Origin of the sequence: Pedobacter sp. ISL-64, from assembly GCF_018613605.1 — a bacterium.
Classification (GTDB): domain Bacteria; phylum Bacteroidota; class Bacteroidia; order Sphingobacteriales; family Sphingobacteriaceae; genus Pedobacter.
This window is the reverse complement of the sequence record NZ_JAGGPU010000005.1, coordinates 157,113-178,394: the sequence shown is the minus strand read 5'-3', so window position 1 is coordinate 178,394 and position 21,282 is coordinate 157,113. Positions and strand designations below refer to the sequence as shown.

The 21,282-nt window shown below is 41.7% G+C and carries 18 protein-coding genes and 1 tRNA gene; 12 read left to right on the top strand and 7 right to left on the bottom strand.

The features are described from left to right. Positions 1-9: 9 nt before the first annotated feature. The 5 genes from J7E57_RS07115 to J7E57_RS07095 form a co-directional block, all read right to left on the bottom strand. On the bottom strand, positions 10-390 hold the full coding sequence (locus J7E57_RS07115) for a response regulator transcription factor (protein WP_215126492.1): 381 nt from the start codon (positions 388-390) through the stop codon (positions 10-12). 58 nt (positions 391-448) lie between these two features. Continuing rightward, positions 449-724: a hypothetical protein gene (locus tag J7E57_RS07110; protein ID WP_215126491.1), complete on the bottom strand. Its 276-nt coding sequence runs from the start codon at positions 722-724 to the stop codon at positions 449-451. A gap of 103 nt (positions 725-827) precedes the next feature. Further along, positions 828-1,580, bottom strand: coding sequence for a DUF72 domain-containing protein (locus J7E57_RS07105; RefSeq protein WP_215126488.1), 753 nt, complete (start codon positions 1,578-1,580; stop codon positions 828-830). Positions 1,581-1,618: 38 nt separating this feature from the next. Further along, a complete protein-coding gene (locus J7E57_RS07100) occupies positions 1,619-1,915 on the bottom strand; it encodes a hypothetical protein (RefSeq protein WP_215126486.1) in 297 nt (98 codons plus the stop codon). Positions 1,916-2,071: 156 nt separating this feature from the next. Further along, on the bottom strand, positions 2,072-2,551 hold the full coding sequence (locus J7E57_RS07095) for a low affinity iron permease family protein (protein ID WP_215126484.1): 480 nt from the start codon (positions 2,549-2,551) through the stop codon (positions 2,072-2,074). Positions 2,552-2,878: 327 nt separating this feature from the next. Between J7E57_RS07095 and J7E57_RS07090 the strand changes: the two genes are divergently transcribed. From J7E57_RS07090 to J7E57_RS07080, 3 genes are all read left to right on the top strand, one after another. Further along, positions 2,879-3,073 carry a hypothetical protein gene (locus tag J7E57_RS07090; RefSeq protein WP_215126482.1) on the top strand — a complete coding sequence of 65 codons (195 nt, stop codon included), beginning with the start codon at positions 2,879-2,881 and terminating at the stop codon, positions 3,071-3,073. A 453-nt stretch (positions 3,074-3,526) separates the two neighbouring features. Beyond that, positions 3,527-5,719: a catalase gene (locus J7E57_RS07085; protein WP_215126480.1), complete on the top strand. Its 2,193-nt coding sequence runs from the start codon at positions 3,527-3,529 to the stop codon at positions 5,717-5,719. Positions 5,720-5,771: 52 nt separating this feature from the next. After that, complete coding sequence (locus J7E57_RS07080) at positions 5,772-6,377, top strand: hypothetical protein (protein WP_215126478.1); 606 nt, start codon at positions 5,772-5,774, stop codon at positions 6,375-6,377. Here J7E57_RS07080 and J7E57_RS07075 read toward each other — a convergent pair. Further along, positions 6,355-6,861: an ankyrin repeat domain-containing protein gene (locus J7E57_RS07075; protein WP_215126476.1), complete on the bottom strand. Its 507-nt coding sequence runs from the start codon at positions 6,859-6,861 to the stop codon at positions 6,355-6,357. The genes J7E57_RS07080 and J7E57_RS07075 overlap by 23 nt on opposite strands. A 165-nt stretch (positions 6,862-7,026) precedes the next feature. Between J7E57_RS07075 and J7E57_RS07070 the strand changes: the two genes are divergently transcribed. The 6 genes from J7E57_RS07070 to J7E57_RS07045 all read left to right on the top strand — a co-directional run bounded on the left by J7E57_RS07070 (position 7,027) and on the right by J7E57_RS07045 (position 11,784). Then, positions 7,027-7,103: transfer RNA gene (locus tag J7E57_RS07070), tRNA-Pro, on the top strand. An 89-nt stretch (positions 7,104-7,192) separates the two neighbouring features. Further along, positions 7,193-7,381 carry a hypothetical protein gene (locus J7E57_RS07065; protein WP_215126474.1) on the top strand — a complete coding sequence of 63 codons (189 nt, stop codon included), beginning with the start codon at positions 7,193-7,195 and terminating at the stop codon, positions 7,379-7,381. A 277-nt stretch (positions 7,382-7,658) separates the two neighbouring features. After that, positions 7,659-9,407, top strand: a complete 1,749-nt coding sequence (kaiC, locus tag J7E57_RS07060) for a circadian clock protein KaiC (protein ID WP_215126472.1) — start codon at positions 7,659-7,661, stop codon at positions 9,405-9,407. Continuing rightward, complete coding sequence (gene kaiB / locus J7E57_RS07055) at positions 9,407-9,694, top strand: circadian clock protein KaiB (RefSeq protein ID WP_215126470.1); 288 nt, start codon at positions 9,407-9,409, stop codon at positions 9,692-9,694. Before kaiC ends, kaiB begins: the two co-directional genes overlap by 1 nt. A gap of 2 nt (positions 9,695-9,696) precedes the next feature. Next, positions 9,697-10,011 carry a circadian clock KaiB family protein gene (locus tag J7E57_RS07050; protein WP_215126468.1) on the top strand — a complete coding sequence of 105 codons (315 nt, stop codon included), beginning with the start codon at positions 9,697-9,699 and terminating at the stop codon, positions 10,009-10,011. A 3-nt stretch (positions 10,012-10,014) separates the two neighbouring features. Beyond that, complete coding sequence (locus J7E57_RS07045) at positions 10,015-11,784, top strand: ATP-binding protein (protein WP_215126466.1); 1,770 nt, start codon at positions 10,015-10,017, stop codon at positions 11,782-11,784. Between the two features lie 340 nt (positions 11,785-12,124). Here the strand turns inward: J7E57_RS07045 and J7E57_RS07040 are convergent, their stop codons facing one another. After that, positions 12,125-13,822: a cellulase family glycosylhydrolase gene (locus tag J7E57_RS07040; protein WP_215126464.1), complete on the bottom strand. Its 1,698-nt coding sequence runs from the start codon at positions 13,820-13,822 to the stop codon at positions 12,125-12,127. A 978-nt stretch (positions 13,823-14,800) separates the two neighbouring features. On the opposite strand from J7E57_RS07040, the gene J7E57_RS07035 reads away from it, so the two are divergent. The 3 genes from J7E57_RS07035 to J7E57_RS07025 are packed head-to-tail and all read left to right on the top strand — an operon-like array spanning position 14,801 to position 21,110. Next, positions 14,801-18,013: a SusC/RagA family TonB-linked outer membrane protein gene (locus tag J7E57_RS07035; protein ID WP_215126462.1), complete on the top strand. Its 3,213-nt coding sequence runs from the start codon at positions 14,801-14,803 to the stop codon at positions 18,011-18,013. 31 nt (positions 18,014-18,044) lie between these two features. After that, positions 18,045-19,637 (top strand): RagB/SusD family nutrient uptake outer membrane protein, encoded by a 1,593-nt coding sequence (locus tag J7E57_RS07030; protein ID WP_215126459.1) that lies wholly within the window; start codon positions 18,045-18,047, stop codon positions 19,635-19,637. Positions 19,638-19,661: 24 nt separating this feature from the next. Then, a complete protein-coding gene (locus tag J7E57_RS07025) occupies positions 19,662-21,110 on the top strand; it encodes a glycan-binding surface protein (RefSeq protein WP_215126457.1) in 1,449 nt (482 codons plus the stop codon). Positions 21,111-21,282: the final 172 nt, after the last annotated feature.

Below are 21,282 nucleotides of genomic sequence, written 5' to 3'. Positions count from 1 at the left end.
ATTAACCACTTATGTATCCTTTGCAGCACTTTTTAAATTTAATAGATTGACAATCTTTTTTAGTAATACAAAGATATCAAAGGGTTTTACCACAAATTCTTCGGCATTACATCCGCTGGTCATTTGTTTTATATCGGCATGGGCACTCATCATAATTACTGGTGTCGCAGCGGTTTGAGGGTCAGCCTTAAGCAGTTTACATACCGCCATGCCGTTGCCGTCGGGCAGCATTACATCTAATAAATAAAGGTCTGGATTGATATTTTTTCTGCTCAAAAACTCATTAACGGTAGTATAACATGCTACCTGGTAGCCTTCTTCTAAAAGCAGGAACTGTAATATATCTCTTATCCCTGCATCATCCTCAAGTATACAGATCAGTTTACTCATAAATAAATAGTTTGTACACTAAAATTTGTTCATTAAAAATACCATTTGCGTTTTCGGGTTATTTTGTAGTGGCATTTTTTTGATCTTTATTGTTGCCTTCTTCATACCTGTCTTTATCCTTTTCATCTTCGTGTACAATAAGCGAATGGGGGGAGGCCGCGGCAGGGTTCGCACCTGTGCCAGAGGTTTTGGGCAAACTTAAAAGATCGTTGTTATTGGTTAACGGCGTGTTTTTTATTTCAGTATTGCCCAAAGCAATTTGATTTAGCTGTTCCTGGTTTTTCCTTTGATTACCTTTCTCAAGGTCTTTTCTGTCGTTTTTCGTATTTGCCATAATGCGGTTTACTTTGTTAAAATAAACAGAACCATCAGATTAAAAGTTTTAAGCAAAGCGAAAAATTAACCAACATAAGCTTGGGTATTTTAGCCTAATTTTTTTACTTGCCAAATTTTTGATACGCTGGACCGATCATCTTTTTTATTTCGAGCGCATTAAAAGCAGCATAACCAGCCTGGTCATTATCGAAATAGAGGTACACGTCTTTTCCTTCTTTGATCCACGAAATTAACATGTTGTTCCATTTTGTTAAGCTATGCTCGTTGTAACTTCCCTGATATTTTCCTTCAGGTCCGTGTAGTCTGATATACACAAAATCTGCTGTGCTCAAAATGGGAGATTGATGCCCGGCCAGCTCATAAATGCAAAAAGCACAGTTATGTTTGGCGAGCAGCATAAATACATCATCATGATACCAACTTGGATTTCTAAATTCGAAAGTGTATCGGTGCTTTTTAGGAAGCAATTCTAAAAACCTTTCCAGCCTTTCGGTATTTAATTTCCATTTAGGCGGGAGCTGAAAAAGCATAGGTCCCAGTTTGTTTTCCAGCCCTTCACTGGCTTTTAAAAAATCCAGGATTTCGGCCTTTTCCACATTCAATTTTTTGAGATGTGTAAAATATCTATTGGCTTTAACAGTATAAGTGAAATTTTTCGGGCTTTGCAATTGCCATTGCTTAAAGTTATCAATACTTGGTTGGCGATAAAATGAATTATTCAGCTCTACAGTATCGAAATGTTCGGTAAAATATTTAAACTGATCTTTCTTTTTAAGATCATCAGGATAAAAATTGCCTTCCCAATGGCGGTATTTCCATCCCGATGTGCCGATGTATGCTTTCCCTAATTTCATATTTCGTTATCAGTATGTTTGCACATTGCTGCTACCGGTTATTCAATTTCTCCATCAGCCATGCCATCTAAAAACCAGCCAGACCTGTATTCGAATCTTGCGGATGAAGTTCCTGATTTATTGGTAACCTTGCCGGTAAAATCATGGGCAATATCGCCTTCACTTTCCAGAATCTGTTTGGCCAGGTTAGCATATTCATTTAAATCCAATCCATCGTTGATAATATAGGTCAATTCTCCATTTTCGCTCCATGATGATTCAATTAACCCATCATCAAATTTTTTCTTTAACTTATGCAGATCTTCTTGGTTGTTATTTAAGGGTAGGTTGCTCATATTTGTTTTATCATAATTTAAAGTTGATTGCTTATTGCTGTATTTAAGTAATAAACAATAAAAAAGCAGTGTTGGTTCGGGTTGTTTTTATTTTTCATAGCAGAAATATAAGCTTAGCTTATTAATTAATGTGCTATTAAATTATAAATGAAACAACTAAGGTTTAACCATTTTTTTATTTTTAACTAATCTGGGTTCACCTGTTAATTTTTCTTCTGAACGTTTCTTTGCAGAATCAATTGAATGGGAATGGTGGATATCTTCTTCTTTTTCTGCCACATCAGAAAGTTTCGCATAGTATTTGTGCAGTACATCCAGTTCTGCTTCCGAAAGATCTTCTATATCAACCATGCGGTTACTGGCATGTCTGCTGGCTGCCAATAACTCATTAAGTTTTAATTGTATGGCTTTCGAGTCCTTATTCTGGGTTTTTTGGATCAGAAATACCATTAAAAAAGTAATAATTGTTGTTCCGGTATTAATAACCAGTTGCCAGGTATCCGAATAGTTAAAAATAGGTCCGCTAATGCCCCAGATTACGATAATGCCGACAGCTATGGTGAAGGCGCTTGCACTTCCGGTCCAATAAGTAATCCTGTCAGATATACGCTCAAAAAAGTTTTGCTTGTTTGTCATATTCTTTAGTATTAAGTCTAAGGGGTTGTTTTTGGTTATATAAACAGGTGAAAATTTCAGATGGTTTTCAGTTTTTGTTTTCTCTTGCTGGCTTTGGGGATATAAATACCTGGGCGTTCCTTTTTTAAGTTATTAAACACATGTTGGTACTGTGTCTGCTGGTTAACATTTAATTGAAATGTTAACCGGTGTTGTAACCAAATACTTTAACCGTTAAATAAATCAAACCTGTAACAGTTTACCTTGTTTATTTAATGAAGTACATGCTTTAAAACAAAGGTTTGCGCTTCTTGCAGGAAATAATTTTGAATGTTTAAACTTAAAACAATGGAAAACAAAAAAACAGATCAACAGGACAATGAAAATACGGTTGGTATTGTACCGCATTCACAGATTGAGGCTAGTGATGCAGATAGTGCTTACCAGGATGAGGCATCTGCCAGGGAATTATCAAAACAGGCAGCAAAATCGGATTCGGATGCAGACCGCGCAGAAGATTACGGAACTCCTCATCAGGATTAATTTTTTTGAAAGCGTATAATTCAATAAACACTTTTATTATCTATACCGGAACCCACGACAACAATACAACTTTTGGTTAGTTAAAAAATGAAGCAAACAAAGCGCTTCGAAAATGGTTGAAATCAGAAACCGAACTTTACGGACGCTAATAGTGTAAGTACTTAGTTATCCCTAAGCAGAGTTTTTAAAAGCGTTGCCCAAAGTTGGTACTTAACATGGTAGGGCAAATTGTTAAAACCATTTGTTGTTTTTGCAGGTTTTCTATATGCCACCGAAAATACATCCGGTGCCATAAAAAATATCAGAGATTGTTGATGAAAATACATTGGCAAAGATAAACTTTGTCCGTGCCAACGGCACATTGGCCGATAGTTTTTCCCTCAACCAGTAATGCATTAATCACAGAAGAAAATTAATTGTTAATAGCCCAAAAAGAGGCGCAAGCAAAAAACTATGGACAAGAAAGCACCAAAAAGAAAAACTAAACCTGCCCAGCCGGAAAATGATAAGACGGCTAATCTCGAATCTTTCGTAGCAGATTCGACAGGCGAATTTTTAACAACTAACCATGGGGTCGGTATTAACGATGATCAGAATTCGCTCAAAGCCGGAGAAAGAGGAGCAACACTTTTAGAGGATTTTATCCTTAGGGAGAAAATTACACATTTCGATCATGAACGCATACCCGAAAGGGTAGTGCATGCCAGGGGTTCGGCTGCACATGGAGTTTTTAAGGTATACGAAGACATGTCTAAGTTAACCAGGGCTGCATTTTTATGCGATCCGGGAGCAGAAACTCCGGTGTTTGTTAGGTTTTCAACAGTAGCAGGTTCCAGGGGATCGACAGACCTGGCACGTGATGTAAGGGGCTTTGCAGTAAAATTTTATACCCAACAGGGGAACTTTGATCTTGTGGGTAATAACATGCCAGTATTTTTTATTCAGGATGCGGTTAAATTTCCAGACCTTGTTCACGCAGTAAAACCAGAGCCTGATAACGAAATGCCACAGGCCGCTTCGGCTCACGATACTTTCTGGGATTTTATTTCTCAGATGCCAGAGTCGTCGCATATGATTATGTGGTTGATGAGTGATCGCGCCATACCAAGGAGCTACCGCATGATGGAGGGCTTTGGCGTACATACCTTCAGGTTTGTGAATGCCAATGGTGAAGCCAGTTTTGTTAAATTCCACTGGAAGCCACTTTTGGGTGTTCATTCGGTAGCTTGGGATGAGGCACAGAATATTTCGGGCAAAGACCCTGATTTTCATAGAAGGGATCTTTGGGATGCTATTGAGGCCGGCGCCTTTCCAGAATGGGAACTCGGTGTGCAGATCGTTCCTGAAGCTGATGAGTTTAAGTTTGAATTTGATCTGTTGGATCCTACCAAGCTGATCCCTGAAGAACTTGTTCCTGTGCAGCGTATTGGTAAGATGACACTTAACAGAAATCCCGATAACTTTTTCGCTGAAACGGAGCAGGTCGCTTTCCATGTTGGTCATGTTGTGCCAGGTATCGATTTTACTAACGATCCGCTATTACAAGGCAGATTGTTTTCTTATACCGATACCCAGCTAATCCGATTGGGTGGCCCAAATTTTCATGAAATCCCGATTAACAGACCTGTAATTCCCGTACATAATAACCAACGCGATGGCCATATGCGCCAAACAATTAACAGGGGTAAAACCAGTTATGGTCCGAACGGACTCGGCGCAAACGACCCAAGGCAGGCACCTGCTGCACAGGGTGGCTTTGTAAGTCATAATGAAGTAATTGATGCCAGAAAGATCCGGGCAAGGAGCAGAAGTTTTTTTGATCATTTTTCGCAGGCCCGTTTGTTCTTCAATTCACAGAGCAATGCCGAAAAAAACCACCTTATTGATGCCCTTAGTTTTGAACTCGGCAAAGTAAAAGCTATTCCGGTCCGCGAGCGTATGCTGGCTGTATTAACCCAGATAGATAAGGGCCTGGCTGAGGCAGTTGCGCAGGCACTTGGCCTGCAGATTCCAAAAATCCCGTTGGCAGACCTAAACAATAGCCTGCCAGCTGATGGCAAAAGGAAGGATTATGCTTCTGTAAACCCTAAAGGAAGCCTTGCAAGGTCTATAGCGCTAAGTATGGCTACAACGATCAAAGATACCATCAAGTCAAGAAAAATTGCAATACTTGCTGCAGATGGAGTAAATGAACAGACACTTAGCAAAGTTAAAGATTTCCTTGTTGCACAGGGAGCGGTTGTGCATATTATAGCGCCAAGGTTGGGTGAAATTATTTCAGCCGGTGGTAAAAATATTACAGTAGATGAAAGTCTTCTAACAGCAGCATCCGTTCTTTACGATGCAGTATACGTGCCTGGAGGAGTCGATTCAGTTAATGCACTTAGTGGAGAAGCCAATGCCATTCATTTCTTAAATGAGGCTTTTAAGCATTGTAAGGCAATTGCTGCCGACAAACAGGCGCTCCAAGTATTGGAATCTACTTATTTCGCTAAAAAGCTACCGGCAGAATACGCCGACGGTACCGCAATACGTGAAGGGATTTTGATTACTGAGGATATTGATGCCCTTACAAAGACTTTTACAGAAATGATTGCGCTGCACCGCTTTTGGGACCGTGAAATTCAAAGAAAAATACCAGCATAGTTTAAGGTACAAACCAGGTGAAGGCTGTTGGCCTTCACCAAATTTATTGGCTATGGAAAATAAAAACAACTTAGAAACCGTGCCTACCCAATATACCGGTAGCGAGATGGATGTAATAGAGCGCAGGAACTGTAGCACCCTGGCAGAAGCGGTAAAGGTTTTTGAACGAGCGTGTACCAGATTATTGTCAGTAAACGAATGGGGACGTTATGCAGGTATATCTGCTTTCCAATTAATCGATCCTCAAGGCATCCGTGCAGATAGGCTGGCGCAATTAAATGATTATATCAGGATCGATATCCCCGGTCCTGGAACGCAGGCCGGAATGGGCTATGATTGGGTTCAAATCGAGGAGATCACAACTGAAAGCGACGATAAAAAGCAAACATTATCCATGAGAGTAAGGCCCTGTGCACACCCTTTGTCGCGAAAAAAGGAAACTGCCCACTTTTTAAAAAGTGAGGCTACATCAAGCTTTATCATTACGCAGATTAGAAGATGTGTTAGTGCAGAAGAACATGCCAGAAATGAAGTTCCAAATACGGATAATGGCAGTCTTTATGATAAGGGAAGGAATTTTATGGTGGGTATGGCCGCCAAACTGGGTTTTTCATATCCGCAGTGGAAAGGGCTGGTTAAGGCGCTTTTGCAAGATTAACATTTTTGCTGTATAATTCAAGCAGTTCTGCTCCAGCTTCGTTCCCCTGTAAAATGGCTAAATCTAATGCGTGCTGCCCCCTGATATCCCGGAGTCCAGTTTTTGCGCCATGCGTTAAAAGTAGTTTTAATACCTCATTGCGGCCAAACATTGCAGCAAACATCAATGCAGTTCCACCGTTTCCGTGCTGAAGATTAATGTCTGCCCCACTTTCGATCAATAGTTTTGCAATATCGGTATAGCCTTTAAATGCTGCACCCATTAAAGCTGTGTTGCCTCCCTGATCTCCAAGATTTAGGTCTGCTCCCGAAGCAATCAGGTATGCTGCCGCTTCCAGCTGGTTGTTGTAGCAGGCAATAATCAAAGCGGTATAACCTTTATCGTCCTGAAAATTTATATCCGCTCCTCTGCGTATTAGTTCTTTTAAAACTTCTGTATCGCCTTTTCTTGCGGCAGGTATAATGAGTTGTTCGATGTTTTCCATTTTTATATAACATTCGCATTGTTAAAAAGTTTAAGGTAAAGAGCTGTTCATTTTCTGTTGAAAATTCAATAATCCTTCAACCTTTTTTAAAAATTTTTCTGTCAAAAGCGCAATGTGATATATCTTTGTACCAATTTTCGTGTTCCCTAAAGGGAATCCGGCGAACGGGATATAGCGTAGCCAGGTATCGCGCCAGCATGGGGTGCTGGAGGTCGGAAGTTCGAATCTTCCTATCCCGACCAGTTATTGAACAGGCAACCATTTAGTGCCACTTTGTTAATTTTTTGAAACTATAGTATAAAGTATCTGTTTTACAATAAAAACAGATACTATGAAAAATTACATCGATCCAAAAGAAGAAGACCACGAAGATGAAAATGGCAATGAACAGTCGAGGATAAGTCCCAACGAAGAAAAAGAAGCTGATGATAACGAGGTTCAACGGGGGCTTACCGGTGAAACTGATGATGAAGATGATGTTGGGGGAGATCTTGCCGGAAATGCGGGCGGAAATGCCTAGCACTTTAAAAGCGGGCAGCGGTATGGGATGCCCGCTTTTTATATGTTCTGCCGGATAGATGCGGAATGACCTTTGATGTTGGATGAACGGATGGGGGTAAGATGTTTCTCTGTTTTTTTGTTGGCCTGCAACGGATGTATGGCTGTTGTTCAAGTTAAATAAAGTGAATTCTGGCATTGATATATGCGCTTATTGCAAACATTTTTTAATATTCCCTGTTTGTTTAGAAAGAACGATCGATATTATTATAAAAGGTTTAAGCGTTAAAAAAAGATAAATGGCTAAATCAAAAAATCAGCTGGAAAGGCGCTCAACTGGTACAATTCCTAAAACACTTACTGGTATTTCCGGACTTGATGAGATTACATTAGGCGGGCTGCCCTCGGGAAGACCCACACTTGTTTGTGGTGAGGCCGGTTCTGGAAAAACACTTTTTTCCATAGAGTTCATTGTAAAAGGAGCCATGGATTACGGTGAACCAGGAGTATTTATGGCTTTTGAGGAAAAGGCCGAAGAACTTAAAGCGAACGTAGCATCACTTGGATTTGATCTGGAACAATTAGAAAAGGATAAGAAGATAAGGTTGGATTACGTGCATATTGACCGCTCAGAAATTGAGGAGACCGGAGAGTATGACCTAGAGGGGCTTTTTATCCGGCTTGGCTATGCAATTGACAGTATAGGCGCAAAAAGGGTAGCACTTGATACCATCGAAAACCTTTTCGCGGGCTTAAATAATACAGCAGTGCTGCGGGCAGAGATCAGGAGACTTTTTCAGTTTTTAAAATCGAAAGGCGTTACAGCCGTCATAACAGGTGAACGTGGAGGGAATGGCCTTACCCGCCAGGGCCTTGAAGAGTACGTGTCAGATTGTGTAATTTTACTTGATCACAGGATTATCAACCAGATCTCCACTAGGAGGCTCAGGGTTGTAAAATACCGGGGATCGGTCCATGGAACCAATGAATATCCCTTTCTGATCGACGATGAGGGCATCTCTGTGCTTCCCGTTACCTCCCTGGAGCTGAATCATGAGGTCTCCACAAAAAGCTTGCCCTCAGGTATTGCCGCGCTGGACAAAATGCTGGGAAATTCTGGCTTTTATAAAGGGAGCAGTATCCTGGTTTCAGGGACGGCCGGCACGGGTAAGACCAGTATAGCAGCAACATTTGCCAATGCGGCCTGCCTGAGGGGAGAGAAATGCCTTTTTTTTGCTTTCGAAGAATCCCCAAAACAGATCATCAGAAATATGCGTTCTATAGGCTTAGATCTTCAAAAACACCTTAAGGAAGGAACGCTTGAATTTTACGCCTCACGCCCTACTTTGTACGGACTGGAGATGCATCTGGTAGCGATCCATAAGGCAATTAGAAAGTCCAAGCCATCTGTTGTTATACTTGATCCGATCACCAATCTGATCACGATAGGATCGGTCAGTGATGTGAAAACCATGCTCGTGCGCCTGATCGATTTTCTGCAGGCTGAACAGATTACGGTAATGTTTACAGCTCTCACCCTTAATAATATAGTTAATGAACAGACCGATGAAGGGGTTTCTTCGCTTGTTGATGCCTGGCTTTTAATCCGTGATATAGAGAGCAACGGTGAGCGGAATCGTGGAATGTATATCATGAAGTCAAGAGGAATGAAACATTCAAACCAGATACGCGAATTTGTGATTACCGATAAGGGATTAGATCTGGTGGATGTATATCTGACCGAGGATGGCGTGCTAACCGGCTCGGCGCGGGAGGCAAGGATGCTTATGGCGCAGACTGGCGAGGTCATCCATGCCCAAGCTGTCAGCCGTAAGGACCGTGAACTTGAGCGAAAACGGAAAATTTTAGAATCAAAGATCGAAAGTTTAAGATCCGAATATGAATCAGCAGAAGAGGAACTCAATAAAGTTTATGTTGAAGAGGCCTTAAAAAAACAGATCATGGGCGAAACGATAAACAAAATTGCTGATCTGCGCAGGGGAGATGAAAGTGGGAAAGAAAAAAATGTAAACAAAAAAAATAAATAGTGGGGAAAGCATATGAACTCCGGCTATATGTGGCCGGTAAAACCAATAAATCGGTAGTCGCACTGGAAAACCTGAAAAAACTCTGCGAGGAGCATCTGAAAGGAGAATATAGTATTGAGGTGATCGATCTTTTGGAAAAACCACAGCTGGCTGAAGGTGATCAGATATTTGCCATTCCGACACTGGTAAAAAAGGTGCCTGAACCGGTCCGTAAAATTATAGGCGACCTTTCAAATGAGGAAAAAGTTCTTGTGGGGCTGGACATACGTACAAAGATTAATAATTAGTTATGCCTATAGGAAACCCCGATCATCCAGATAGTACTCAAAGCGCTGATTTTTTTTCGCTTAGGCTTTTTATTGCAGGTGCATCACCAGTTTCCGCAAGGGCAGTTGTCAACATCCGTGCAATATGTGAGGAATTTATTGCTGGCAGGTACGAGCTGGATATCATTGATGCACATCAGCAGCCCTTATTAGTGCAGCAGGAAGATGTGACGGCCATCCCGATGTTGATCAAAAAATCGCCAGTTCCTATCAAAAAACTGATAGGAGACTGCTCTGACCGTGCGAAAGTATTGAAAGGTTTGGGTATCAGTTATTAAGTTATGCAGAAGTCAAGTGAACATATCAGGCTCGAGCGGGCCTATGAAGAACTTCGTATCCAGCTCGAGGAAGCCAACGATATTATCCATGCAATCCGCTCTGGAGAAGTTGATGCCCTGATTGTAAATGGTCAGGATGGTCATCAGCTTTTTACGCTTAAGAGTGCTGATCATACCTACAGGATCTTTATCGAACAGATGACCGAAAGCGCACTTACGCTCGATGAATCCTATAGGGTACTGTATTGCAACTCACAACTCGCACGGCTTTTGGGGCTACCTTTAGAAAAAGTTATCGGTCTAAACTTTTTGGCATTTTTTTCAACAGAAGATCAGGCCTTTGTCAGAGAGACAATCGATGGCGCTTGGGAAGTGGACACCAGGGCAGAAGTCGATATCATGAACAGCTCGGGAACTTCCTTGGCGGCTCAGCTCTCTCTAAAGGCGCTTAACCTTGATGAAGGCACTTCACTAAGCGTCATTATTACCGATCTGAGCGAGCTGAAGAAAAACCAGTTGCTTTTGGAAACCAGGCACAGGGAACTTGAAGCGGCAAGAAAAAATGCAGATGAACTCAATGAAAACCTTGAAAATATAGTCAGGCTAAGAACACAGGAGCTCGAAACTATCAATGAAAAACTCGCAGCGGTCAATGATCTTCAGAAAGAAGTGAACGCTCAGCTTAAAGACGCACTCGATGCGCTGAGGGAGAGCGAAGATAACTTACAGTCGGCCTTCGACGCCGCAGAGCTGGGTAGTTGTAACCTGGATATCAAAACAGGACGGGTTGAAGTATCAGAGCGGTTCAGGAAACTCTGTGGTCTGCCCTTTGAGGGGGAGATAAGCTGGGCAATGGTGCTGAGCAGTGTTGGTGCCGAATACCTATCAGCGCTCCAAGGGGTCGTTCATGACTGTATCAATCTTGGAAAGCCTCTGGATTATACCTATCCGATCAAACATCTTATTTCTGGTGAGAACCGTTGGATGAGGATCGTAGGCAAGTTAAAAAAAGGCAGCTATGGCGATTTTGATAGCTTTTATGCTGTTTTAATGGACGTGACAGATCAGAAAAGGGATGAACAGCGGAAGAATGATTTTATTGCAATGGTCAGTCACGAACTCAAGACACCGCTTACTTCCATGAAAGGTTATATTCAGGTTATGCAGCTGAAAGCCAAGGGTACAATGAACGGCTTTGCAGACAAGGCCCTCCAGGGCGCTGAGCGTCAGATCAATAAAATGACTGGCATGATCAATGGTTTTCTCAACCTCTCGCGTTTGGAATCGGGAAAAATGCTGACGGATTTTCAGCCCATAGAAATGTCTGTCCTGCTTAAGGAAGTGGTAGAGGAATATATTGCAACGGTAAACAACCATAATATAAAGTTCACATTCCAGCCAGGTTTTTTTGTGAACGCAGACAGAGACAAACTTGGCCATGTGGTCAATAATCTGATCAGCAATGCGGTGAAATATTCGCCGGCCGATAGTGAAATAACTATTGACAGTTATCTTGAGAACGGTACAGCTGTATTCCGCATAATGGATCATGGCATGGGAATAGATGAAAACGATATCCCAAAACTATTCGAACGGTTTTACCGGGTAGAAAACAATCGGATGAGTACTGTTGCCGGTTTTGGAATAGGACTTTATCTATCTGCCGAGATTATACAGAGACATGGCGGAAAGATATGGGCAGAAAGCCAGTTAACAAAGGGCTCGGTTTTTTATTTCAGTTTACCATTAATTAATCCAGCAAAGCGCTTTTAGTACGAAAGCCGGCAGATGTATCTTTTATTCTCGCACATTTATTAACTGGTTAATTGGTCAGGATGTTAAAACTCTTTTCCAGCTTAGGGGGTAATGCATTGATCTTCCAGCTGCCATCAGCTCTTTTTTTAAGTCTATTGATCGAGATTATGTAAAAAAAAATGCCGCTGTATGCGGCATTTTTTATTGGATTTCGATCTTTCTGGCGACCGCTTTGGCTTCCTCTTGGAATAGCATATTAGTTAGCCAATATCCTGTTGCCTGCCCCGTTTCATCATATAGCGCATGGTAAACAGGCACCATTGCGGAGCAACGGTATTAGATTATTGATTTGTAATGTCTATATTTTCAAAAATGCCCACTGCTGGTTACGCCCACCGGTATAAGACCATTGAATAGCAGTGCCGCCATTGTTGAGTGAAGATCCATTAATATCCAAAGCCTTTCCGCTATTTACATTAATGATCCTATAATATCCGTTAGTGGTAATCTGAATTGACCATTTTTGATTTGCACCACCACTGTAATCCCATAAAGCTACCTGGCCGCCATCAGCGGTGCTCCAGCCATTAATTTCTAAACACTTTCCGGTAGCATGCATTGGTGTTAACCTGTAATATCCACCTCCCGCATCTTCCACTTTGAACTGCTGGTTTGCCCCCGCTACATAAGCCCATTGCTGAGCGGGTGTTTGATTGGCAGTACCCCATCCTCCAATTTCCAATGCCTTAAAACTGTATCTGTTTACAATCTGGTAAACTTGTCCCACCTGGATGGTTGAAGTGGTATTATTTTGTGCGCCCTGTACCAATGCAGCAAGGCCTTGCTGATCAGCAACTCCGTTTGTCTGCCTGTCAATGATTCTAAATGCATTGTTTCCACTTGACCCATCATCGAAATAAAATGGAAGTAAGCCATTTAAGAGTGCCTGATGGGTAACATGATTTATATAGTATGCCCTGCTGGCCAGATGGAGTGTCAACGCATCTCCAGAAAGCGTTGTCGACCGCCGGATTGCTCCATATTCTCCCAATATAACCGGAATGCCCTTATCAATATACTTGGTCTTCATCAGCGAAAAATCTGCTCCAGCATTTGATTCCTCACCATAAGTGGCATTCCGTGAAGCATCAGTAGTAGAATGATATCCATCGCCCCAATAATAAAACATATTGCCCCAACTTACATCCTGGGTTAGACCGGCAAAATTAAAGGGAGTATAATGGTGTACTTCAACCATCAGGCGATTGGCTGCAGGATCGGTGGGTAAGGTATTCATTAAATTATTGGTGTATTCAATGCTGGTTGTGGGTCCCTGAATAACCAACACCCTGTAACTATTTCGGCCACCAGTTGATCTGACGGCATTCACAAAGGTTTGATGATAGGAAAGCAGAACACCCATTCCGGTTGCATCTGATACCGCAGGTTCATTAGCACTGGCAAACATAACATGTTCGTCAAAATCACGCATCTGTGTAGCAATCTGCTCCCAAAAAGCTTTTTGCATGGCGTTAACCGCGGCCTGTTGAGCTGTGGTGCAGTTGTTCTCCAGCCAGCCTCCGTCCCAATGGATATTTAAGATTACATACAGGCCATCGTTAACACAGTATTGCACAACCTGCTTTACCCTGTTTAGCCATGATTGCTGAAGCTCTGCCGTAGCACTGTTGGCCATATATTGGTTCCATGAGCAAGGGATCCGAACTGCAGTAAAACCGCTTCTTTTAACCTGATCGATAAGCGCCTGGCTCACCATAGGATTGCCCCAGTTTGTTTCACCGCCAATTGCCTCAAGTGTGTTGCCTATATTCCAGCCCAGTGTGAATTTTGCCGAGAGCTGCATCGCCGTGCTGTTTACTCCCGATTGATCGGGTGGAAGAGGTGATAGGTTATAACTTGGATAACTGGTTGCGGTTAACGTTCTGGCAGTTGTTTTATTAGTTGTGTCCGATTCTGGAAGGGCAACTTCCGGTTTTTGGCATCTTGTTACCAAAAGGAACAGGAAGATGCCCATAAAATATTTTAAGGTTCTCATATTGTTGTAGATGATTTGGTTAGTAAACTGTATTAGATTGATATTTGATCTAATAACAGCTAATAATAGGTTAAATGACTAGCTTTTTACAGATAGTTTTTTTTATTGATCGGATAGGGAAACCATTGATGCAGGTAATGTGGTTTGTTTTCCTTTTTATTGAGTTAATACAGGAAAACGGTTTGTTACCATCAGTTGATGTTGTGTTTTTTCGGTTTTCGATTGCTTGTATGCTGACGGGCCATGCACTTCCCGACATTAGCCGGAGCCACAGTCTTGTTGGTTCTAACAGCCTTGTTAGATTGATGATTTTCATGCTCATAATTTTTTTTGGTTAGATATAGTTATTATTAGCAGGCTGAAACTGATAAACCTGCAATAGACGGTAATACTGATTCGAACCAGCAATCACGCTGATTATAAAAAGTAAGGCCGGTCCATGGGTTATAGGATCTGCATGCCAACAATTAAAAGTAACTATAGGTAATTTGTACACGGGGTATATATGTTACTAAATAGGTAACAAATGTTGCCTGTTAATTTTAGTATTTTACAGGCAAGGGTTGCTTACAATTATCCGTTAAAACATAAATGGTTTTTAGGGGATTTATGTGACTTTAGTTAACATAATCATTTCAAGATAAAGCCTAAAAATTGATAAAATGTTACATAAGGGAGAGATGTTTTTATAAGGCAAAATTATGTTGTTTTTTAGTTATTTGTCTGTTTTTCAGTGCTTAACAGGTGTTTTGTTTAGCTTTCTAATCAAAATGCAACCGATAGCCATGTAACAAAAATATCCTTCTTTGTATCATTTGAGGCATTCGTCAGTTTGACTTGAAACTATATTTGAATATTCAAAGCCAATAATTAATGGCAAACAACTAGGGTCAGTGTTAGGGAAGAATAAACTCTTATTTCTCGCTGCTCCTGGAGGTGTCGTTAATTAAGGGCTAAACAAACCAAAATAAACCAAATATGAACCAAACAATTTCTATTCGGAAATTACCGGCTTTTTTGCTGGTGGTAATTTTCTTAGTGCTCCTGCACTTAAAAGGTTATGCCCAGGAGAGGCAGATTACAGGAAAGGTTGTGGGGAGCGACAACCCCGCACCGCTGCGCGGAGTAATCGTGCTACTCAAGGCTAAGAACAATCCCAAGAACACGGTTGTATCAACAAATGAACAGGGACAGTATTCTATAAAGGGAAATACCGGGGATGTACTTGCTTTCAAAATGGTCGGTTTCCAACCACAGGAAATAACGATCGGTGATGGCAGTGTCATCAATGTTACCTTAAAGATCGAAACTACAAAATTAGATGAAGTTGTTGTTATTGGCTATGCTAAGGTAGCAAGAAAAGATGTTACAGGCTCAATAAGCTCAATCAAAGGAGACGATTTACGCCAAACCCAGCCAACTACTTTTGACCAGGCCCTGCAAGGCAAAGTTGCTGGGGTAGTGGTTCAACAGGTATCGGGCCAGCCAGGTGGTGGTGTATCTATCCAAATCCGTGGCGTATCTTCAATAAGTGGCTCTAATTCGCCACTGTTCGTTATAGACGGGATTATTATCCCACCGGTAAACGACCCCGGGAGTGGTTCTAATCCGTTAAATGCCATCAATCCTGCCGAAATTGAATCAATAGATGTATTGAAAGATGCTTCGGCAACAGCCATATACGGTTCGCAGGCAACCAATGGAGTTGTTGTAATCACTACAAAAAGGGGGAAAGCCGGGGCACCGCAGATAACTTATGATTTCTATGCCGGTTACCAGGAAATACTTAAGCGACTTCCCACAGTAGATTTGCAACAATTTGCTACTTTTATTAATGCCCGGTCTGCTGCTTCGGGCTGGTCCTTTGATAAAAGGCCCCTATTTGCCAATCCTCAATATTTAGGTAAGGGCACTAACTGGCAAGAAGAATTATTTAGGAAAGCCCCGCAGATGAATCACACACTTACTGTAAGCGGTGGGGATGACAGAACCCAATATTTATTGTCAACCTCGTATTTTAACCAGGAAGGGATAGCCATTGGATCTGATTTTAGCAGATACTCGTTAAGGCTGAATTTAGACAATAAAACCACTAATTGGCTAAAAATAGGGACGAGCCTTCAGTTGTCGCATATTGATGAAAAAGTAAACTCAACCTCCAGTAATGTAATTGCTACTGCACTAAGCCTTACTCCTGATGTTCCGGTAACCAACTCTGATGGCTCCTGGGGAGGGGTTATCGATCCCAACGGTTGGGTGCCACCTGTTGCCAACCCGGTGGCATTGGCAGAAATTATCAAACACTTAAGAAAGCGAAATCAAGTATTTGGCAATGTGTATGCCGAAATACAATTGGCTAAGGGGTTATCGCTGCGAAATGAGCTATCTGGTAATTTCGATTTTAATACAGAAGATAGGTATTCGCCAATTTATAGTTTTGGCAAAGGTAATGTAAACCCTAACTCCGGTTCCTCTAGCGCCGGTCAAAATTTTAATATAGTAATACGCAATTTTCTAACTTATAACCATAATTTCAAAAAATTTCGTTTTGATGCTTTAGCAGGGCATGAATCGCAAGAAAGCACTTTTCAGAATCTTGGCGGTGCGCGAAGGAATTTTGCTTCAGACAATGTGCAGGCGATTAGTGGCGGGGATGCTACCACGGCCACAAACTTCGGCAACAATTCATTATCAGACCCTACGGGAGGCTCTGCACAGGAATCTTATTTCGGCCGTGTCAATTTTTCATGGAATGATAAATATCTGCTCACCGGCAATATACGTAACGATGGTTCTTCAAATTTTCCGTCCTACAACCGTTGGGTGACTACCTACTCGGGTGGATTTGCCTGGAAAATTAAAAACGAGGCATTTTTAAAAGATATAAAAGCTATAAATGACTTGAAGCTGAGGCTCGGTTACGGGCTTACCAACAACCAGGGCATACCGGGCAATACATTTGTAACCCAGCTTCAAACAATAGCCAATGGTCTATCAGGTATAGCTCAGTTTCAAGTCAATTTGGCAAATGCAGATGTGACCTGGGAAAAAACTGATTATTACAGTGCAGGGCTTGACGGAACGCTTTTTAAGGGGCGCTTAAGTTTTACGTTAGAAGCTTACAGCCGCTTAACAAAAGGCCTTTTATTACAGGTGCCGCTTCCAGGATACTCTGGTTCTGTAGCGGGTTATGGGCCAGGATCTATGCAAGCGCCTTTTGCCAATGTTGGCTCGTTAACCAACAAAGGGTTTGATATTCAAATCAATTCTACCAATATTAATGCTAAAAATTTCGGTTGGAAAACTAGTTTTACTGTATCGCGGAATATTAATAAAGTGACCTACTTAGGTGCAGGTGGAGCTGATGCTAACTTAAGTAAGAAATCTTATGTGATTAACGATATCATTCAAAAAACGACGGTGGGCCGGCCCATTGGCGAATTTTATGGCTATGTATTTGATGGTATTTTCTCAACTCCAGCAGATTTTAAAAACCATGCACGGCCTGCTGATCCAAGCGGTAAACCTTATCCGATCTCTCCAGCAGGCGGTGGTATTTGGTACGGTGACCGTATGTTCAAGGATTTGAATGGCGACGGTATTATCGATTCAAAAGATCAAACCTTTTTGGGTTCCCCGATCCCCAAATTCCAATTTGGTATCAATAATACATTTAACTACAAAAATTTTGACCTGAATATTTTCTTCAGTGGCAGTTATGGCGGCAAGGTATTCAATCAAATGGCTATACAGCAAACCAATCCGCAAAATGGGGCTGCCTATTTTACATCGGTATTAGATTATGCAAACTTGGCTCTGGTAGATCCTAAAGGCTCTTCATCCGATGTTAACAACGTATACGTTACCAACCCTAATACAACTATTGCTGGGTTGAGAAACGATAATACCAACGGTAATAACCGTCCTAATAGTTTAATGATTGAGGATGGTTCATTCCTGAGGTGTAAAAATATCACTTTAGGTTACCGTTTGTCAGAAAAATTTTTATCAAAAATATCTGTGCGTTCTGTTAGGGTGTATGCCAATGTATCCAATGCATTTATAATTACAAAATATAAAGGTATGGATCCTGAAATTGGTTCATGGGATCCACTTCAGGCAGGTTGGGACAGCGGTTATTATCCGCAGCCAAGAGTATTTACTATTGGTGCAAACATAGCCTTGAGATAATAAAACGATCAGCGATTAAAAATATATGTTTATGAAATTAATTAACAAAATTTTCATCATCCTGCTATGTGCAGCAGCAATTGTCGGATGTAAAAAGAGTTTTTTGGACCGTCCGTCCAACTCACAGATAAGTTCTAACAATTTTTATAAAACCACCGCTGATGTACGATTGGCTACGGCAAGCCTTTACGGCGGTGCACACTGGTGGCAATGGAACAATGGCGCCTTGATACCGCTTGGCGATATATTGAGCGGTACCGGCAGCTTTCAGTATAGCGGCGATATAGTACAGCTTTTTACACGCACCGTTACCCCACAAAATGGTCTTGTGACAAATGGTTGGGTTGGGTTATACAATACTGTAGCACAATGCAATACGGTTATCAGTGCCATACAACAGCAGGCTGATCCGTCTATTTCGGAAGCAGATAAAAATGCTGCCACAGCCGAGGCAAAATTTGTTCGTGCCATGGCTTATTATAATTTGGCGATATATTGGGGTGCCGTGCCAATTATTGAAGATAACAGTAAACTGATAAAAGATCCGCTGCTTAACCGCAACATTGTTTCGGATGTGTATAAATTCGTTGCTAAAGACCTGACTTACGCAGCTCAACACCTTCCCAAAACAGATCAAAAAGGCCGGGTAACTACATGGTCGGCGCAAGGAATGTTGGGCAAGGTATATTTGACGATGGCGGGTGTAGGCAAAAGTGGCGGTGTACGCGACCAGGCCTTGCTTGACAGTGCCAAAAAGTATGCGGGCAATGTGTGTAAAAATAGCGCGCTGGCATTGTTTCCTAGCTATTATGACCTTTTCAAGGTGCAAAACAACGATAACCCTGAGTCATTGTTCGCGCTTCAATGGGCCGCAGGAGTAGGTTATGGAAATGGCAATGCTTTACAGGGTTATTTTTCACCAAGCAACACTCTTGTTCCTCAACAGCAAGGTGGATGGCAAAGCTTACAACCAACTTATGATTTATACCGGATGTATTCTGCTAAGGATACGGTAAGGCGCAAGGCCACTATTATGCTCAGAGGAGATCTTTATCCCGAATTACTTCAAGCCTCCGGTGGTTATAAGGCGACCGGTACCGGCCTGAAAAAGCACATTATCGGGAACGAAAAAGACAACAATTCGCCAACAATGGATATGTGGTCATCTCCTGAACATAATGCAATGCTTAGATTGGCCGATGTGTATTTGGTATATGCCGAAGCCATTTTGGGCAATAATAGTACTACGAGCGATGCTGATGCGCTAAAGTATTTCAATGCTGTGCGGACAAGGGCCGGCGTGGATATTGTAACTGCGATAACTCCGGCTTTACTGCGCACGGAAAGAAGGGTTGAACTTGCTTTTGAAGGACAATACTGGACAGATCTGGTGAGGTATTCTTATTATGATCCGGCTAATGCTGTGAAGTTTCTTAATGATCAGGATGTTACTCACGGTCGGATTTCGTTTACTTATGATCCTGTAACGAAGATAGCAACAAGGGATACTATTGCTCCACCACTTACGCTTCCGGCAACTATCTCTTCATTTACATTGCCAATTCCGTCATCTGAGCTAACCACCGCCCCTAAATTGGCAGAACCACCGGTACCATATTATTAATTAAAAAAATTAAAAGATATTGTAATGAAAATAAAATCATATCTAACCTTCTACTCTTTGCTGCTTTTCTTAATGATAGCGGCTGTATTACCTGCGTGTAAAAAAGATAGAGAAAACAGTTCTGCTCCAGTTATTCTGAGTATCAAGAATTATGCAGCCTCACCTAATGATACCGTTTTGCATAGTGCTGCGCCAAACGGGCAATATGTGGTGATAACCGGAGATAATTTGCAGAATGCTACACAAATAAGTTTTAATGGTGTGCCTGCTTCTTTTAACAGCGCTTTATTTGCGCCTAACAGCGCCGTGGTGCGAATACCCGACATGCAGTTTTCAAAAATTGATACTGCTAAACTCTATATGGTAGAGTATACTACAAAAGCAGGTTCCACAAGGTTTTCTTTTAAATTAGGTCCGGCAGCACCTACCTTTGCCGGAATTTCCAATTTATATGCCAACCCAGGCGATTCTGTTTATGTTTATGGCTCAGGCTTATTTTTCATTCAACGCTTTTCGTATAGGGGCACCCCAATCCAATCCTTTAAATTAGACACTGCGGGGAATTCTATTGGATTTTTGATGCCGGCTGTAACGACCAACGATCAGATATCAATCATCACCAAAAGCGGTACGTTGAATCATAAAATAATTGCGACCCCGGTTATAGCAGGTATTACCAATGAAAATGCAAACCCAGGTGATTCGGTGTATGTTTATGGTGTCTATCTTAAAGATATTCAAACGCTGACGTTTGCAGGTACCCCGGTTACTTCATTTGTATCATCCAAGAATGGGAGTTCTGTTGGATTCATTTTGCCAACACTAACGCAAAGCGGACCGGTTTCAGTTACTACACCGTTTGGCACGGCTACTACTGTGTACCAGGTTAATGATGTAGTAACAGGCTCTATATCAAACTGGGACAGTAATTTTAACTGGCAATACTGGGGCGCTGGTAAACAAACTAAAGGCGATTCTAATTTCACTGGCAATTCAAGCACCTATTTTGTGTTGGATATTAATGGCTTGTCCAGTAGCGACGGATGGCCTTGGTCTACAAACATACCCATGAATGCAGCACAATGGGTACCTCAAACCAATATTGCAGATGCGGCTAGCGATTGGGCATTTAAATTTGAAGTAAATATCCCAAAAGCTTGGAAGGGTACTACAGTTGATATTGTAAGTGGAGTAAATGGCCATGTAGCCCGATGGGAGCCATGGCGAATAAACGCCACGACCACGGTACCGTACAGTACAAAAGGATGGGTAACCGTAACTATTCCATTAACATCTTTCCGTGCATCACATCCTGAGCTTGGCGAGGGGATGGGGGATCCACTAACCAAAATTGCCGATTTAACAGGTGCATCCGGAAATACCTCATGCATCATGTATATACATAACTACACGCTTTCGGCAGCCAGCTTTTATGGCGCTGTTGATAATTTGAGAGTTGTAAAAATTAAATAAACTAAAGCCCTACGGCAGTATGCTGCCGTAGGGCTTTACTGATTAAAATTTGCCAGTGCGAATGTACCTGCTGCTGATAATGCCTAGCAGATGGCCATACTCAATAGTAACCACCAGACATTTATTAATACAGTGTGTGCTCTTGCAGGATTATAAGTAAATAATATAGTGT